This window comes from Streptomyces sp. NPDC049970, from assembly GCF_040660235.1.
Lineage (GTDB): Bacteria > Actinomycetota > Actinomycetes > Streptomycetales > Streptomycetaceae > Streptomyces.
Genome location: NZ_JBFALP010000026.1, coordinates 47,919 through 63,458, shown reverse-complemented (window position 1 = coordinate 63,458; position 15,540 = coordinate 47,919). Strand labels below are relative to the sequence as shown.

Annotated in this window: 16 protein-coding genes; 7 read left to right on the top strand and 9 right to left on the bottom strand. The window is 70.3% G+C overall.

Translation table 11 applies throughout. The features are described 5' to 3' along the window. Nucleotides 1–344: 344 nt before the first annotated feature. A complete protein-coding gene (locus AB0I83_RS29600; RefSeq protein ID WP_356843683.1) occupies nucleotides 345–986 on the bottom strand; it encodes a DNA-3-methyladenine glycosylase in 642 nt (213 codons plus the stop codon). 85 nt (nucleotides 987–1,071) lie between these two features. Between AB0I83_RS29600 and AB0I83_RS29595 the strand changes: the two genes are divergently transcribed. The 3 genes from AB0I83_RS29595 (at nucleotide 1,072) to AB0I83_RS29585 (ending at nucleotide 3,095) form a co-directional block, all read left to right on the top strand. Next, nucleotides 1,072–1,854, top strand: a complete 783-nt coding sequence (locus AB0I83_RS29595) for a sporulation protein (RefSeq protein WP_356536194.1) — start codon at nucleotides 1,072–1,074, stop codon at nucleotides 1,852–1,854. Between the two features lie 58 nt (nucleotides 1,855–1,912). After that, nucleotides 1,913–2,446, top strand: coding sequence for a YbhB/YbcL family Raf kinase inhibitor-like protein (locus tag AB0I83_RS29590; RefSeq protein ID WP_363306822.1), 534 nt, complete (start codon nucleotides 1,913–1,915; stop codon nucleotides 2,444–2,446). A gap of 142 nt (nucleotides 2,447–2,588) precedes the next feature. Then, the gene (locus AB0I83_RS29585; RefSeq protein ID WP_356536196.1) at nucleotides 2,589–3,095 is read left to right on the top strand and encodes an HNH endonuclease; all 507 of its coding nucleotides are present in this window, start codon (nucleotides 2,589–2,591) and stop codon (nucleotides 3,093–3,095) included. Between the two features lie 64 nt (nucleotides 3,096–3,159). On the opposite strand, the gene AB0I83_RS29580 is transcribed toward AB0I83_RS29585, so the two are convergent. From AB0I83_RS29580 to AB0I83_RS29565, 4 genes are all read right to left on the bottom strand, one after another. Next, on the bottom strand, nucleotides 3,160–3,927 hold the full coding sequence (locus AB0I83_RS29580) for a sulfite exporter TauE/SafE family protein (protein ID WP_363306820.1): 768 nt from the start codon (nucleotides 3,925–3,927) through the stop codon (nucleotides 3,160–3,162). An 84-nt stretch (nucleotides 3,928–4,011) separates the two neighbouring features. Beyond that, nucleotides 4,012–4,941, bottom strand: a complete 930-nt coding sequence (locus AB0I83_RS29575) for an SPFH domain-containing protein (RefSeq protein WP_329212534.1) — start codon at nucleotides 4,939–4,941, stop codon at nucleotides 4,012–4,014. Between the two features lie 146 nt (nucleotides 4,942–5,087). Continuing rightward, complete coding sequence (locus tag AB0I83_RS29570) at nucleotides 5,088–5,516, bottom strand: NfeD family protein (RefSeq protein WP_356536198.1); 429 nt, start codon at nucleotides 5,514–5,516, stop codon at nucleotides 5,088–5,090. 65 nt (nucleotides 5,517–5,581) lie between these two features. Beyond that, nucleotides 5,582–6,382 (bottom strand): ABC transporter ATP-binding protein, encoded by an 801-nt coding sequence (locus AB0I83_RS29565; protein ID WP_356536199.1) that lies wholly within the window; start codon nucleotides 6,380–6,382, stop codon nucleotides 5,582–5,584. 120 nt (nucleotides 6,383–6,502) lie between these two features. On the opposite strand from AB0I83_RS29565, the gene AB0I83_RS29560 reads away from it, so the two are divergent. Then, complete coding sequence (locus AB0I83_RS29560; RefSeq protein WP_356843688.1) at nucleotides 6,503–7,282, top strand: hypothetical protein; 780 nt, start codon at nucleotides 6,503–6,505, stop codon at nucleotides 7,280–7,282. A gap of 128 nt (nucleotides 7,283–7,410) precedes the next feature. Here the strand turns inward: AB0I83_RS29560 and AB0I83_RS29555 are convergent, their stop codons facing one another. The 3 genes from AB0I83_RS29555 to AB0I83_RS29545 all read right to left on the bottom strand — a co-directional run bounded on the left by AB0I83_RS29555 (nucleotide 7,411) and on the right by AB0I83_RS29545 (nucleotide 9,608). After that, nucleotides 7,411–7,662, bottom strand: coding sequence for a chaplin (locus AB0I83_RS29555; RefSeq protein ID WP_363306819.1), 252 nt, complete (start codon nucleotides 7,660–7,662; stop codon nucleotides 7,411–7,413). 163 nt (nucleotides 7,663–7,825) lie between these two features. After that, complete coding sequence (locus tag AB0I83_RS29550; protein ID WP_363306818.1) at nucleotides 7,826–8,470, bottom strand: response regulator transcription factor; 645 nt, start codon at nucleotides 8,468–8,470, stop codon at nucleotides 7,826–7,828. Beyond that, a complete protein-coding gene (locus tag AB0I83_RS29545) occupies nucleotides 8,463–9,608 on the bottom strand; it encodes a GAF domain-containing sensor histidine kinase (protein ID WP_363306817.1) in 1,146 nt (381 codons plus the stop codon). The genes AB0I83_RS29550 and AB0I83_RS29545 overlap by 8 nt, the downstream gene beginning before the upstream one ends. Nucleotides 9,609–9,789: 181 nt before the next feature. Between AB0I83_RS29545 and AB0I83_RS29540 the strand changes: the two genes are divergently transcribed. The 3 genes from AB0I83_RS29540 (at nucleotide 9,790) to AB0I83_RS29530 (ending at nucleotide 12,620) form a co-directional block, all read left to right on the top strand. Further along, nucleotides 9,790–10,503 (top strand): SDR family oxidoreductase, encoded by a 714-nt coding sequence (locus tag AB0I83_RS29540; protein ID WP_363306823.1) that lies wholly within the window; start codon nucleotides 9,790–9,792, stop codon nucleotides 10,501–10,503. Beyond that, the gene (locus tag AB0I83_RS29535; RefSeq protein ID WP_363306816.1) at nucleotides 10,500–11,558 is read left to right on the top strand and encodes an S-adenosylmethionine:tRNA ribosyltransferase-isomerase; all 1,059 of its coding nucleotides are present in this window, start codon (nucleotides 10,500–10,502) and stop codon (nucleotides 11,556–11,558) included. Before AB0I83_RS29540 ends, AB0I83_RS29535 begins: the two co-directional genes overlap by 4 nt. Before the next feature lie 327 nt (nucleotides 11,559–11,885). Then, the gene (locus tag AB0I83_RS29530) at nucleotides 11,886–12,620 is read left to right on the top strand and encodes a transglycosylase SLT domain-containing protein (protein ID WP_356536205.1); all 735 of its coding nucleotides are present in this window, start codon (nucleotides 11,886–11,888) and stop codon (nucleotides 12,618–12,620) included. A gap of 139 nt (nucleotides 12,621–12,759) precedes the next feature. Here AB0I83_RS29530 and AB0I83_RS29525 read toward each other — a convergent pair whose 3' ends face one another. Continuing rightward, entirely contained in the window at nucleotides 12,760–15,324 is a 2,565-nt protein-coding gene (locus AB0I83_RS29525; RefSeq protein ID WP_363306815.1) for an FHA domain-containing protein, read from the bottom strand. Nucleotides 15,325–15,540: the final 216 nt, after the last annotated feature.

Below are 15,540 nucleotides of genomic sequence, written 5' to 3'. Positions count from 1 at the left end.
TTTCACCGGGCCCCTCCGGGCGCTTCCCTTCGTTCTTGCGTTTCCGACTCTATCAGACTCTTTCGCGTCCGATTCCCGGCCGAAGCGGGTAATACTTGTTCCGCTTTCCAGTTCTTCGCTTTCGCGTTTCCCTTTCGGCGTGCCACTACGTTAACCGATTTCCGCTGCGACTCATAATCGAGCCGATGGGTGAATTCCGGCATGCCGAAATTGCACCCGCCAGGGGTGAATCGTAGGTAGTGGTTGGCCCTCTCACGATGCCTGCGACACGGTCCGATGGACCTGGCCGACACCTGCATCCGTTCAAGCGGCTTGGACTACATTAGGGAAACAGCGGGGGTGCGTCAAGTTGCACGCCGGCGGGGCACGTGGGCCCGGTACGGGCTCACCGTGGGGTCACCCTCGATCCAGTAACGCCACGGTTGGTGGGAGCCGTCGCCGCCGACGCCGGTGCGAGGTCCGCTTCGCACCAGGTCGGCGCGCGGTGGAGTGCCGTGCAGGACCGACAGCGGTCCTCGGGGGCCGGCCACGACATCGCTGCCGTCCAGCGCGCGGTCCACGTCCAGAGCGGTTGCCAGTCGTGCCGGCCCTTTGGCCAGTTCTCTGTCATGCCGGGCCGAAAAGCGACGTTTGCGAGCCATCTCCGCCCCGACGCTGATCTCTCCGGCCCGCAGCAGCACCCCACTCGCCCGGCCCTCGGGGCCGCACACCAGGTTGAGGCAGTGCCACATTCCATAGGTGAAGTAGACGTACGAGTGCCCTGGCGGACCGAACATCGCACTGTTGCGGGCGGTACGGCCCCGGAAGGCATGGGAGCCCGGGTCCACCTCTCCCGCGTACGCCTCGACCTCCGTGAGCCGCAGCTCTATGGGCCCTTCGTCGGTCATCCGGACGAGGACGCGGCCCAGGAGGTCGGGGGCCACCTCGAGAACGGGCCGGTCGAAGAAGTCCCGCGTGAGCGGAGTGCGGTCCATGCCCTTGTCCATGGCGTCCGAGGGTACTGGGCTCGACGTCACGGGAACCGGCTACGGTCGTGGCGCGTATGTAGGGGTCAGGACCAAGGAGGAAAACATGGGCTTCAAGCGGCTGCTCGCGAGCATGGGTGCCGGCGGTGCTTCGGTGGAGACCGAACTCACCGAGGTGAACGTCGTCCCCGGCGGGGTCGTCCAGGGCGAGGTGCGGATCCAGGGCGGCTCCGTGGAACAGCAGATCGAGGGCCTCTCGGTCGGTCTGCAGGCCCGGGTCGAGGTCGAGGGCGGGGACCAGGAGACCAAGCAGGACATCGAGTTCGCCAAGCTGCGCCTCGGCGGTGCCTTTGAGGTACAGGCGGGTGCGGTGCACGTGGTGCCGTTCGGCCTGGAGATCCCGTGGGAGACGCCGATCACCATGTTCGCCGGGCAGCAGCTGCGCGGCATGAACATCGGCGTGACGACCGAGTTGGAGATCGCCCGCGCCCTGGACTCCGGTGACCTCGACCCGATCAACGTGCACCCGCTGCCCGCGCAGCAGGCCATTCTGGACGCCTTCGGGCAGCTGGGCTTCGGCTTCCGCAGTGCCGACATGGAGCGGGGGCACATCCGGGGTACGCGCCAGAGTCTGCCGTTCTACCAGGAGATCGAGTTCTTCCCGCCGCAGCAGTACCGGGGGTTGAACCAGGTCGAGGTGACGTTCGTGGCCGACGACCGTGAGATGGACGTCGTCCTGGAGATGGACAAGAAGCCTGGCCTCTTCAGCGAGGGCAGCGACTCCTACCGTGCGTTCAAGGTCGGTCTCACCGACTACCAGGGCACGGACTGGGCCGCGTACCTCAATCAGTGGCTCGCCCAGGTCGGCGGACAGCGCAACTGGCTCTGACACCCCCTAGGGTCGGTAGGTAGGAAAGACCGCACAGCTGATCAGGAGAGGTGCTGACGTGACCGAGCAGAAGAGGGCCCCGCTGCCGCACGACTTCCATCCCGAGGTCCCCTCGTTCACCCTGGTGAGCGAGGACCTCGCGCCGGGCGCCGTGCTGGCGGACGCGCAGGTGTTCGCGGCGGGGAACACCTCGCCGCACCTGCGCTGGGAGGGGTTCCCCACAGGGACGAAGAGCTTCGCCGTGACGTGCTTCGACCCGGACGCCCCGACGGGCAGCGGGTTCTGGCACTGGACGCTCTTCGACATCCCGGCGTCGGTCACGGAACTCCCGGCGGGCGCCGGAAGCGGTGCCTTCGAAGGTTTGCCCGAGGGCGCGGTACAGGCCCGTAACGACTACGGGTCGAAGGAGTTCGGCGGTGCGGCGCCGCCTGCCGGCGAGAACCACCGCTATGTGTTCACCGTGTACGCGGTGGACACCGAGAAGCTCGGACCGGACGCTGACACGCCGCCCGCCGCGGTCGGATTCAACCTGCGATTCCACACTCTGGGCCGCGCCCAGCTGATCGGGGAGTACACCGCTCCCGCGAGCTGACGGTTCACCCGCTGTTTGCCCTGCCCTGGTCTTGGAGAGACCAGGGCAGGGCATTTTTTTATTGCGTTGTCCATCACGGCTCGCCCGGCCAGAGTTGATCCGGGCCCGCGAACAGTCGGGCGGCACACGGGAGGTGGGCAGGATGCGGGACACACTGGTGCTCAACGCGAGCTTCGAGCCGCTGTCGACGGTGACGCTCAACCGTGCGGTGGTCCTGATCCTGACGGACAAGGCCGTCGTCGAGCAGTCGCATCCCGGGCTCCGTATGCGTGGGGCGGCCGTCGACATTCCGGTGCCCCGGGTGATCAGGCTCTGCCGGTACGTGAGGGTGCCGTTCCGAAGACACGCTCCGTGGTCCAGACGGGGCGTACTCATACGGGACCAGCACCGTTGCGCGTACTGCGGGCGGCGGGCGAGCACCGTGGACCACGTGGTGCCGCGTGCCCAGGGCGGTCAGGACACCTGGCTGAACACCGTGGCGTCGTGTGCCGAGGACAATCACCGCAAAGCCGCGCGTACTCCGGAGCAGGCGGGGATGCCGCTGCTGCGGCAGCCTTTCGTGCCGTCGCCCGCCGACGCGATGCTGCTCGCGCTGGGGGCCGGCGACCGGTCCACCCTGCCGGAGTGGCTGGCGCGCTCCGCGGCGTAGCACCGTGCGGGTCGAAGCGGAGACGGGGCCCGCCCTTCGTGCCGCAGGGGCGGGCCCCCGGTTCTCAGCGGAGCAGCAGTTGGACGATGGCCGCGCTGCCGACGACGACGATCAGGGCGCGCAGGAATGCCGGGCTGAGTCGGCGGCCGACCTTGGCGCCTATCTGACCGCCGATCGCAGAGCCCACCGCGATGAGTACGACGGCGGTCCAGTCGAAGTCGGCGACGAACAGGAAGAAGAGTGCGGCGACGCTGTTGACGACGGCGGCGAGGACGTTCTTGGCTGCGTTGAGCCGCTGCATCGTGTCGTCGAGCAGCATTCCCATCAGGGACAGGTAGATGATGCCCTGGGCCGCCGTGAAGTAGCCGCCGTAGACGCTGGCGAGCATCAGGCCGGTGAACAGGATCGGCCCGCCGTCGGGGCGGGCGGGGTTGCCCGTCTTCTCGCGGCGGCGTTGGACGGCCTTGCTGATGCGGGGCTGCAGGACGACGAGGACGAGCGCGAGGGCCACCAGGACGGGGACGATCGTCTCGAACGCCGTGGACGGCAGGGCGAGCAGGAGGGTGGCCCCGGTGAGCCCGCCGACCAGCGCGCCGGCGCTCAGCTTCAGGATGCGGCGGCGCTGGCCGGCCAGTTCCCTGCGGTAGCCGATGGCGCCGCTGATGGAACCGGGGATGAGGCCGAGAGCGTTGGACACGGTGGCGGTGACCGGTGGCAGGCCGGTGGCGAGGAGCACGGGGAACGTGATCAACGTGCCGGAGCCGACGATGGTGTTGATCGTGCCGGCGCCGACCCCGGCAGCGAAGACCGCGAGAATTTCCCAGATGGACAAGGCCATCTCCTTCGATGGTCAGTGATGCCTCCCCGCCATGAAGGTCGAGGGGCCTCACCGATCATGCACGAAGGTGTTTCCCGGTCAGTCGACCGGGGGCTGTTCGCGGCGTTCCGGTCCTGTGCTGAAGCCGGGGGCGCCGCTGCCGAGGTTGCCGAAGGCACCGCTGAGGCCCTTGAGCGCGTCGCCGATCTCGCTGGGCACGATCCAGAGCTTGTTGGCGTCGCCCTCGGCGATCTTCGGGAGCATCTGGAGGTACTGGTAGGAGAGCAGCTTCTGGTCGGGGTCACCCGCGTGGATGGCCTCGAAGACCGTACGAATGGCCTGGGACTCGCCTTCGGCGCGCAGGGCGGACGCCTTGGCCTCACCTTCGGCGCGCAGGATCGCGGACTGCTTCTCGCCCTCGGCCGTGAGGATCGCGGACTGCCTGATTCCCTCTGCGGTGAGGATCGCGGCGCGCTTGTCCCGGTCGGCGCGCATCTGCTTCTCCATCGAGTCCTGGATGGAGGTGGGCGGTTCGATGGCCTTGAGCTCGACGCGGTTGACGCGGATGCCCCACTTGCCGGTGGCTTCGTCCAGGACTCCGCGGAGGGCTGCGTTGATCTCCTCGCGGGAGGTCAGGGTCCGTTCGAGGTCCATGCCGCCGATGATGTTGCGGAGGGTGGTGACGGTGAGCTGCTCGATCGCCTGGATGTAGCTGGCGACTTCGTAGGTGGCGGCCCTGGCGTCGGTCACCTGGTAGTAGATGACGGTGTCGATGTTGACGACGAGGTTGTCCTGGGTGATCACCGGCTGCGGCGGGAAGGGGACGACCTGTTCACGGAGGTCGATCCTGTTGCGGATCGAGTCGATGAACGGGACGACGATGTTCAGCCCGGCGTTCAGCGTGCGGGTGTAGCGGCCGAAGCGCTCCACGATCGCGGCACTGGCCTGCGGGATGACCTGGATCGTCTTGATCAGGGCGATGAAGACGAGCACCACCAGAATGATCAGGACGATGATGATCGGTTGCATCGTGTGCCTCGTGCCCTTCGGTTGCCGACGGATCGCGGTGATCGAGGTCGAACTCTCATGACGGTCGCATCTTTTACTACGGGTGCGGTCTCATGATGATCGACTTCGAGTTTGGCAGACTGTGGCCTGCCGTGTGACCGGTTCGCTCACATGACGACGGCCGTTGCGCCGTCGATGTCCACGACGTCCACCTGCCGGCCAGGTTCGAAGACCTGGTCGTCGTCGAGCGAGCGTGCGGACCAGACCTCGCCTGCGAGCTTGATACGTCCGCCGCTGCCGTCCACCCGTTCCAGGACTACGGCTTGACGGCCTTTCAGGGCGTCGATGCCGGTGGCGTGCGTGGACCGGCCCACCCGTTGTCTCGCGGCGATCGCGCGTACGACCGCGGTCAGGGCGACCGACACCACTACGAACACGAGTACTTGGGCGACGATGCCGCCGCCGAGTGCCGCGACCGCGGATGCCGCCACCGCTCCGACGGCGAACATCCCGAACTCGGGCATCGCGGTCAGGACGAGGGGAATGCCCAGTCCCACCGCGCCGATCAGCCACCACACCCACGCTTCGATGTCCACATGGTCATCGTAGGACCGCGAGTGCCCTCCCCGACAGGGCGCCGGTGAGGTTGGCTGTGGTGCGACTACTGGCCGAGGGGCAGTCCCCGGGCGGTGTACCGGTCGCCGTGGTGTTCGACGACGAGCGGCAGCCCGAAGCAGAGGGAGAGGTTGCGGGAGCTGAGCTCGGTCTCCATGGGCCCGGCGGCCAGCACCTTGCCCTGACGGATCATCAGGACGTGGGTGAAGCCGGGCGCGATCTCCTCGACGTGGTGGGTGACCATGATCATGGAGGGGGCGTACGGGTCACGGGCCAGCCGGCCGAGGCGGCGGACCAGGTCCTCACGGCCGCCGAGGTCGAGCCCTGCGGCCGGCTCGTCGAGGAGGAGCAGCTCGGGGTCGGTCATCATGGCGCGGGCGATGAGGGTGCGCTTGCGCTCGCCCTCGGAGAGGGTGCCGAACTTGCGGTCGAGGTAGTCGGTCATGCCGAGCCGGTCGAGGAAGGCGCGGGCGCGCTCCTCGTCGACGGCCTCGTAGTCCTCGTGCCAGGTCGCGGTCATGCCGTACGCGGCGGTGAGAACCGTCTGCAGCACGGTCTGGCGCCTGGGCAGCTTTTCGGCCATGGCCACGCCGGCGATGCCGATGCGGGGGCGGAGTTCGAATACGTCGGTGCCGACGCCGCCGAGCCGCTCGCCGAGGATCTTGGCGGTGCCGGTGCTGGGGAAGAGGTAGCTGGAGGCGATGTTGAGGAGGGTGGTCTTGCCGGCGCCGTTCGGTCCGAGGATGACCCAGCGCTCCCCCTCCTTGACCGACCAGGAGACGTCGTCCACCAGAGCGCGTCCGTCGCGGACCACGGATACGTCCACCAGCTCCAGTACATCGCTCATGGCGCGTTGTCTCCCCATACAGTGTCGAGATCGTCGCGTGCCTGCGGGCACAGCTCCCAGGGAAAACCTACGCCACCCGGGGAGTGCTCAGCCCCGGGGGCTGTTCCCTAGGCTGTTCCCATGCTTTCGGAACCACGCTCAGGGCGGCTCGCCGCATGGGGAAACGCGCTTCTGGCCGGACTCGCCTCGCCGGACGACGCCGCGCTGGCGATCGTCGGCGAGGACGCGGTGCACCGCGTCGAGGGACTGCCGGGTGAGACGGGGCCCGTCGGGCTCACGCTCGCCCTCGGCCGGCTGAGAGGGCTGGGTGCGAGCGGATTCCGGATCGCGCTTCCGGTGCCCGGGCACCCGCTGGGGCTCAGCGGGCCGCCGGACTTCAACGCGCGCGCTCTGGAGGCGGAGGAGGCGGTGGTCACCTTCGGAGCGCCGTACGGCCTCGTGCCCGAGGTGGCCGAGGCGGGGCCCGCCGGGGATCTGCACGTGGAGGTGGTGTGGCGCTGTCTGTCCGTACGGGAGGCGCCGCCGGCCGATGTGCCGTCGCTGGGCGAGGCAGAGCGTGAGCTCGCGGAGGCGCTGCGGGACGCGACCGCGGTGCTGTCCCGGCTGGACGTCGCGGGATCCGGCCCGGTCGCGGCGGCCGCCGTGGACGCGTACCGGGCACGGGCGGAGCGGGGGCGCGAGGTGCTGGCCCCGGGGTATCCGCCGCGGGCGGTACGGGTGCTCGAGCTGGCTCAGCGGGTGGGACTGCTGATCTCGGTGGCTCATGAGAACGGGCACGGCGGCGCGGTGAGCGCCTCGGAGATCGCGGCGCGCGGGGAGGCGCTGCGTCCGGTGGAGCGGGTGGCCCGGCGGGCGCAGGTCGCGGCCTACAACGCGTATGTGGAGGAGCGGGGGCGGTAAGGCGTGACGGTCCGTCCCCCGTCGCTGTGGGGTGTGTGGCCCAGGCCGCCGGGGCGGTCACCTGTCGCACCCCGGCCACCTGGCAAGCCCGGCGCACCCCGGCCGGTGGCCGGGGTGCGAGGCGTGGGTCAGCCGGTGAGGCCGGTGTTGCCGAAGGCCGGGTTGAGCAGGCCCACCACGTCGACGGTGTTGCCGACGACGTTCACCGGGACGCTCACCGGGACCTGGACGAGGTTTCCCGAGACGACGCCCGGGGAGCCGACGGCCTGGCCGTGGGCACCCGCTCCGCCGTGACCGGTGGCGGAGGCGGCTCCGGCACCGGCGGCGACGAGTCCGCCCGCGATCATGGTGACGGCTGCGGCCTTCTTCAGGTTCTTCACTTCTGGCTCCTCCTCGCACGGCTACGGCCGACCGCCGCAGCACACAGGGAGAACGCCGCCACCCCTTCCGGGATACGCCGTCCGGGTGACATACACCCGACAGTATGAATCTCGGACCGGAGCAGAACCTCCCGCTCGTGCGGCGCCGGGCCGGCTCCCCCGGTCAGCCCGCCGCGCCGTGCCTGACCGCCCACAGAGCCGCCTGTGTCCGGTCCGAGACGTCGAGCTTCATCAGGATGTTCGAGACGTGGGTCTTCACCGTCTTCTCGGACAGCACGAGCGCGCGGGCGATCTCCCGGTTGGAGCGCCCGTCGGCGATCAGTCCCAGCACCTCCCGCTCCCGCTCGGTCAGGGTGCTCCCCCGGCCCGTGCCGTTGCCGGTGTCCTCCTGGGCCAGCAGCGCTCCGGCGACCTCCGGCTGCAGGAGTACGTGGCCGGCGTGGACCGAGCGGATGGCACCGGCCAGGGCGTCCGGGTCCACGTCCTTGTACACGTAGCCCGACGCGCCTGCACGCAGCGCGGGCACGACCGTGCGCTGCTCGGTGAAGCTCGTGACGATCAGCACCTTGGCGGGGTTCTCCAGCTCCCTGAGCCTGCGCAGCGCCTCGATACCGTCCGTGCCCGGCATCTTGATGTCCATCAGGACCACGTCGGGCCGAAGCTCCTCGGTCCTGGCGACCCCCTCCGCACCGTCCGACGCCTCGCCGACGACCTCTATGTCGTCCTGGATCTCCAGGAACGTGCGGAGACCGCGTCGGACCACCTGGTGGTCGTCGACCAGCAGCACCCTGATGGTCTTGTCAGCCACAGGGGACCTCCATACGGATCGTGGTGCCCTTGCCGGGCTCGGAATCGACGGTGAGCCGACCGCCTACGCTGCCGGCCCGGTGCCGCATGGAGACGAGGCCGAGGTGCCGGCCCGCGTGCCTGACCACGTGGGGGTCGAAGCCCCGGCCGTCGTCGGTGATCCGCAGGACCGTGACCGAGGCACGCCGGCCGAGGCTGACGGTGACCCGCTCCGCGCCGGAGTGGCGCAGGGCGTTGTGCAGGGCCTCCTGGGCGACCCGGAGCATCGCCTCCTCCTGGGCGGAGGGCAGGGCGCGTACGCCGGCGCTCTCGAAGGCGACCTCGGCGCTGTGGGCCCGGTCCAGGACCTGGACCTGGGTACGGAGCGTGGCGACCAGGCCGTCCTCGTCCAGGGCGGCGGGGCGGAGCTCGACGACGGCGGCGCGCAGCTCGTCGACCGCCTCCCCGGCAAGTGCGGCGACCTGCTGGAGCTCGCCCTTGGCGCGTGCCGGGTCGCGGTCGACGAGGGCCGCCGCGGCCTGCGCGGTGAGCCGCAGCGAGAAGAGCTTCTGGCTGACGGCGTCGTGCAGCTCGTGGGCGAGCCGTGAACGCTCCTCGGCGATCGTGAGCTCGCGGCTGCGTTCGTACAGCCGGGCGTTCGTCAGGGCGATCGCCGCGTGCTGGGCGAGGATCTCGAGGAGCTCCTCGTCCTCCTCGGTGAAACCGCAGCCACCCTCGGGTCTGGGGCAGCGCTTGTTGGCGAGGAAGAGCGCGCCGATGGTCTCGTCGCCGTCCTGGACGGGCAGGCCGAGGAAGTCGGACATGTCGGGGTGGGCGTCGGGCCAGCCCTCGAACCGGGGGTCCTCGCGGACGTCGGCCAGCCGCTGGGGCGTGGCGTCGTGGAGCATCGCAGCGAGGATGCCGTGCTGGCGGGGCAGCGGCCCGATGGCCTTCCACTGTTCGTCGTCGACCCCGTCGACGACGAACTGGGCGAACCCGCCGTGGTCGTCCGGCACGCCCAGTGCCGCGTACTCGGCGTCGAGCAGTTCGCGGGCCGAGGCGACGATCGTCTTGAGGACGTCCCCCACCTCGAGGTGCCGGCTCATGGCGAGCAGCGCGGCGCTGACCGCGGCGAGGCCCGACGGTGGGCGATGACTCATGCGCTCACCGTACCGGCGGGGGCGGCGGGGCCGTATCGGGCTGTGGTCCTGCCCGGGACGGGGCCTCGGGCCTAGGACGAAGTGCCTTGCACCGCTGCGGCCGACGGACGAGGCGGCGGGCCCTGGCGGATTCCTAGGTTGGTGGTGTCGGAGCCGTACGAGGTTCGAGGGGATGGCTGTCATGCCGGTCGCGATCATTACGGGTGGGTCCAAGGGGCTGGGGCGCGCGTTGGGCGCGGCCCTGGCGCGGCGGGGGTGGGACCTGGTGCTGGGCGCCAGGTCGGCGGAGGTGCTCGGGAAGACGGCGCGCGAGCTGAGGGGCCGGTACGGGACGCGGGTGGTGGCGGTGGCCGGGGACGTCACCGACGCGGCGCACCGCGGGGCCCTGGTGGCGGCGGCCGGGGAGCTGGGCGGTCTCGACGTGCTGGTGAGCAACGCGAGCGCGCTGGGTTCGGAGCCTCTCGTACGACTGGAGGCGCTGACCCTGGACGGGCTGCGGGGGGCGCTGGAGACCAACGTGGTCGCGGCGCTCGGGCTGGTGCAGGAGGCGCTGCCGCTGTTGAGGGCCTCGGCGGCGGGGGCGGTGGTCACCGTGAGTTCGGACGCGGCGACCGGGGCGTACCCGACGTGGGGCGGGTACGGGGCCTCGAAGGCGGCGCTGGACCAGCTGTCCGCGGTTCTCGGCGGGGAGGAGCCCGGGCTGCGGGTGTGGGCGGTGGACCCGGGCGACATGGGGACGGACCTCTATACGGCGGCCGTGCCCGAGGACACGGAGCCCCGCCCGGATCCGGAGGTCGTCGCACCCGCCTTCGTGCGGCTCCTGGAGCTGCGGCCGGCGAGTGGCCGGTACACGGCGGCGGGCCTGCTGGACACGGACCGGAGGCAGGGGCGATGACGGCACTGGAGACCCTGCGGGTGCCTCCGGAGCTGTCGGCCCGGGTCCCGGCGGAGAGGCGGGGCGCCGGGCGTGACGACATACGGCTGCTGGTCTCCCGGGGGACGGCGGTCTCGCACCGCGCGTTCCTGGAGCTGCCCGGGGAGCTGCGGGCGGGGGACGTCCTGGTGGTGAACACGTCGACGACGCTGGCGGCCGCGGTGAACGCGCGCCTGGGCGGTGAGCCCGTCGTCGTGCACTTCTCGACCCGGGGCGAGGACGGCAGGTGGGCGGTGGAGCTGCGCCGGCCGGACGGTGCGGGGACCACGCGTCCGCGCCCCGGCGGCCCGGCGGGGGCGGTGGTGCGGCTGCCCGGCGGGCACGAACTGGTGCTGGACGAGCCACTGGGGCCGGGGACGGGGGCGAGGCTCTGGTGGGCGCGGACGCCGTCGGACGTCCCCGCTCTGCTGGACGGGTACGGGCGGCCGATCCGGTACGCGTACACGGAGCGGGACCAGCCGCTGTCGGCGTACCGGACGGTGTTCGCCGTGCCGTCGGCCGACGGGAGCGGCTCGGCGGAGATGCCGAGTGCGGCGAGGCCGTTCACCGCGGGGCTGGTGGCGGCGCTGGTGAGCCGCGGGGTGCAGTTCGCGCCGCTGACGCTGCACACGGGGGTGGCCTCGGCCGAGGCGTACGAGCCGCCCTACCCGGAGCGGTTCGAGGTCCCGCGCGCGACGGCGTGGCTGGTCAACGCGGCGCGGGCGGGCGGGGGCCGGGTGATCGCGGTGGGGACGACGGCGGTGCGGGCCCTGGAGTCCGCGGTGGGGGCGGACGGTGCGGTGCGGGCCGCCGGGGGCTGGACGGATCTGGTGGTGACGCCCGAGCGGGGGGTGCGGGCGGTGGACGGTCTGCTGACGGGGCTGCACGAGCCGGAGGCCTCGCACCTGCTGATGCTGGAGGCGGTCGCGGGGCGGGAGGCACTGGTCCGGGGGTACACCCAGGCGCTGAGCCGCCGCTATCTGTGGCACGAGTTCGGGGACGTGCACCTGCTCCTGCCGCCCTCGTGCCGCCTGTGACCGCGACTCACACCGAAAGCCCTCACGCTCTGCATTACGGAAGCAACTTTTCGTGAGTTCCCGGGGTCCCCCGTGTGAGCCCAGGCATAGGACCCACGTCACTTACGAAGACGGATAGTTGGATCAAATCGGGCAACTTGCCAGCCCGCAAAGCGGACAATGAGGCACTAACGAGACCCTCATCCACTACCCGGCTTCGTACGTCACACCTTTGCCAGGGCATTTTGCTGGCGCTAAGAATTGCAGCTGTCCCCGACGGAGATGCGCCCCGGCGCTTCCGTCCGCGTCCTCGCCGAGGACTCCTGCTATTCGAAGAGGTACGACTGTATGTCCGTGTCCCGCATCTCCAGCCGTAGCCGTCGCCTCAACAAGGCGCAGAAGCTCTCCGTCGCGGGGGTCTCGACCCTGGCCGCCGCCGCACTCGCCTTCTCGCTCGTCCCGGACGACGCCTCGGCCACGGCCGAGCCCCAGGCCGCCTCCGCCGCCGCACCGGTCGCGTACACCGGTGGACAGGTGAAGAGCGTCCAGTCCAGCGTCATAGAGAAGCACTCGACGGCCGCGCAGCTGATGAAGGCCGCCGACGAGGCCAAGGCCAAGGACGCCGCCGAGAAGAAGAAGGCGGCGGCGAAGGCCGCGGCGAAGGCGAAGGCCGTCGCGGAGAAGAAGGCCGAGGCCAAGGCCGACGCGAAGAAGCGCGCCGCCAAGAAGGCCAGCCGCGCCGCCGACCGCAAGCCGGTCTACAAGAACAACCTCGACGGCTGGATCCGTGAGGCTCTCGCCATCATGGACAAGAAGAACATCCCCGGTTCGTACGAGGGCCTGCACCGCAACATCATGCGCGAGTCCAGCGGTGACCCCCGTGCCATCAACAACTGGGACGTCAACGCGATCAACGGCGTCCCGTCGAAGGGCCTGCTGCAGGTCATCAAGCCGACGTTCGACTTCTACCACGTCAAGGGCACCAAGCACGACCAGTACGACCCGGTCGCCAACATCACCGCCGCCGCCAACTACGCGGCCGACAAGTACGGCTCGATCGACAAGGTCGACAGCGCGTACTGAGCCGAGCGGAACAGCGCGGCCCGGCATGACAGCGACCGGCCGGCCGGACCATGAGGGTCCGGCCGCCGCATGCCGAAGGGCGGCACCCCACGGGGTGCCGCCCTCGGGCGTTTCCTGGGCCGGCGGGGGACCCTGCGCGCTACTTGCGCATCACCTCGGGCTCATGGCGCCGCAGCATCCGCGAGACCACGAAGAAGAGCGCGACGCTCATGGCGAGCATCACCGTGATGTTGATCCCCCACTGGGTGGCCGAGTGCTCCCAGAGCGGGTCGAGGTCGGTCGGGTGCTCGGGCTCCCACGGCGGCATGAGGTGGGCGAGGTCGAGCGTGGTGCCGGCGGCGGCCACGGCCCAGCGCGACGGCATCAGCCAGGCGAACTGCTCCAGGCCCGGCGAACCGTAGACCTGGAAGAGCACACCGGTGAAGACCACCTGGACGATGGCGAACATGACGAGCAGCGGCATCGTCTTCTCGGTGGTCTTGACCAGCGCGGAGATCATCAGGCCGAACATCATCGACGTGAAGCCGAGCACGATGATCGACAGGCAGATCTCCACGGCGGGCGGCATGAACAGGCCCTCGGCCGGCAGCTCGCGCGTAGAGAAGCCGATCCCGCAGATGATCACGCCCTGGAAGGCGGTGATCACGCCGAGGACGATCACCTTGGAGAGCAGATAGGCGGAACGGGAGAGGCCGGTGGCCCGTTCCCGCTCGTAGATCACCCGCTCCTTGATCAGTTCTCGTACGGAGTTGGCCGCCGCGGCGAAGCACATGCCCACCGCGAGGATCAGCATGATCGTTCCGGCCTTGGCGTTGAACTTGGTGGGCGGCTCGGGCTCCGCGAGGCCGAACTCCGCGGGGATGACCACGCTGACCACGCCGAGCACGGCCGGCAGGAGCACCATCAGGATCAGGAAGCCCTTGTCGGACGCGATCACCGAGACGTACCGGCGCATCAGCGTCCACAGCTGGGCCGCCCAGCCCGACGGCTTCGGCGGGCGGATCTGCTGCTGCGGCGGCAGGTGCGCCGGCTGCACGGCGACGGCGTCGATGTCCGCCGCGTACATCTGGTAGTGCTGCGAACCGCGCCAGCGGCCCGCCCAGTCGTAGTCGCGGTAGTTCTCGAAGGCGGAGAAGACGTCGGCCCAGCTGGTGTAGCCGAAGAAGTTCAGCGCCTCCTCGGGGGGACCGAAGTAGGCCACGGCTCCGCCGGGGGCCATCACCAGGAGCTTGTCGCAGATGGCCAGCTCGGCCACGGAGTGCGTGACCACGAGGACCGTACGGCCGTCGTCGGCGAGCCCGCGCAGCAGCTGCATGACGTCGCGGTCCATGCCCGGGTCGAGGCCCGAGGTCGGCTCGTCCAGGAAGATCAGCGACGGCTTGGTCAGCAGCTCCAGTGCGACCGAGACGCGCTTGCGCTGGCCGCCGGAGAGCGAGGTGATCTTCTTGTCCTTGTGGATGTCGAGCTTGAGCTCGGCGAGGACCTCGTGGATCCGGGCGGTGCGCTCGGCCTCGGTGGTGTCCGCGGGGAAGCGCAGCTTGGCCGCGTACCGCAGGGCCCTGGTGACCGTGAGTTCCTTGTGCAGGATGTCGTCCTGCGGGACCAGGCCGATGCGCTGCCGCAGCTCGGCGAACTGCTTGTACAGGTTCCGGTTGTCGTAGAGGACGTCGCCCTGGTTGGCGGGCCGGTAGCCGGTGAGCGCCTTGAGCAGGGTGGACTTGCCGGAACCCGAGGGGCCGATGACCGCGATGAGCGACTTCTCCGGGACACCGAACGAGACGTCCTTGAGGATGTCCTTGCCGCCGTCGACCGTCACCGTGAGGTGGCGGGCCGAGAAGGAGACCTCACCGGTGTCGACGAACTCTTCCAGCCGGTCCCCGACCAGCCGGAACGCCGAGTGCCCGACGCCGACGATGTCGTTCGGGCCGATGAGCGCCGAGCCGGACTTGCTGAGCGGCTGGCCGTTGACGTACGTGCCGTTGTGGGATCCGAGGTCGCGGATCTCGAAGCGGCCGTCGGGCGTCGCGCGGAATTCGGCGTGCAGGCGGGAGACCTGCAGGTCGGAGACGACCAGCTCGTTCTCCAGGGCGCGGCCGATGCGCATGACCCGGCCGAGGTCCAGCTGGTGGAAGGTGGTCGGGCTGCGGTCCCCGTAGACCGGCGCCGCCCCCGCGGCGCCGCCGTGCCCGCCGGCGGCGGGCGGGTTGCCGTGGCCCTGCTGGTGCGGGACCGGAGGGTGCGGCGCCTGCTGCTGCGCGGGGGCGGGCCAGCCTGCCCCCTGCTGCGGCTGCCGCACGGGAGCCTGCTGCGGCTGCTGGTGCACCGGAGCCTGCTGCTGTGCCGGGTACGCGGGCGCCTGATACGCCCCCGCGGCCTGCCCGCTGTGGACACCGGCACCCGCGGCGGCGCTGAGGCTGAGCCGCGGTCCGTCGTCGGCGTTGCCCAGGTTCACCGCGCTCCCGGGGCCGATCTCCGCATGCTGGACCCGACGGCCCTGCAGGTAGGTTCCGTTGGTGCTGCCGTGGTCCTCGATGGACCAACCGCGGCCGTTCCAGCTGATCGTGGCGTGCCGCCACGAGACCCTGGCGTCGTCGATCATCAGGTCGCCCTGCGGATCACGTCCGAGGGTGTACGACCTGGACGGATCGAGCGTCCAGGTCCTGCCATTCAATTCCAGTACGAGTTCCGGCACTCCGCGCCCCACTAGTTGTCCCCCGAGTCACCCCCGTTGCAGGGAGTCTAGGGATGCTGAACATCGTGGCGAACTATTCCAGGAGCGGTCCCCGGACGGAAAGCCGGGCGGCGTGAAGACGGCGCGGAGTCTCGGCGTACGGTCCGCCGACTCGGGAGAAATGGGTCGGGAGCATCCCATCCGAGGCGCCGCTCGGCGGATCGCCGGCCCGGTCGTGGCACCGCCCGC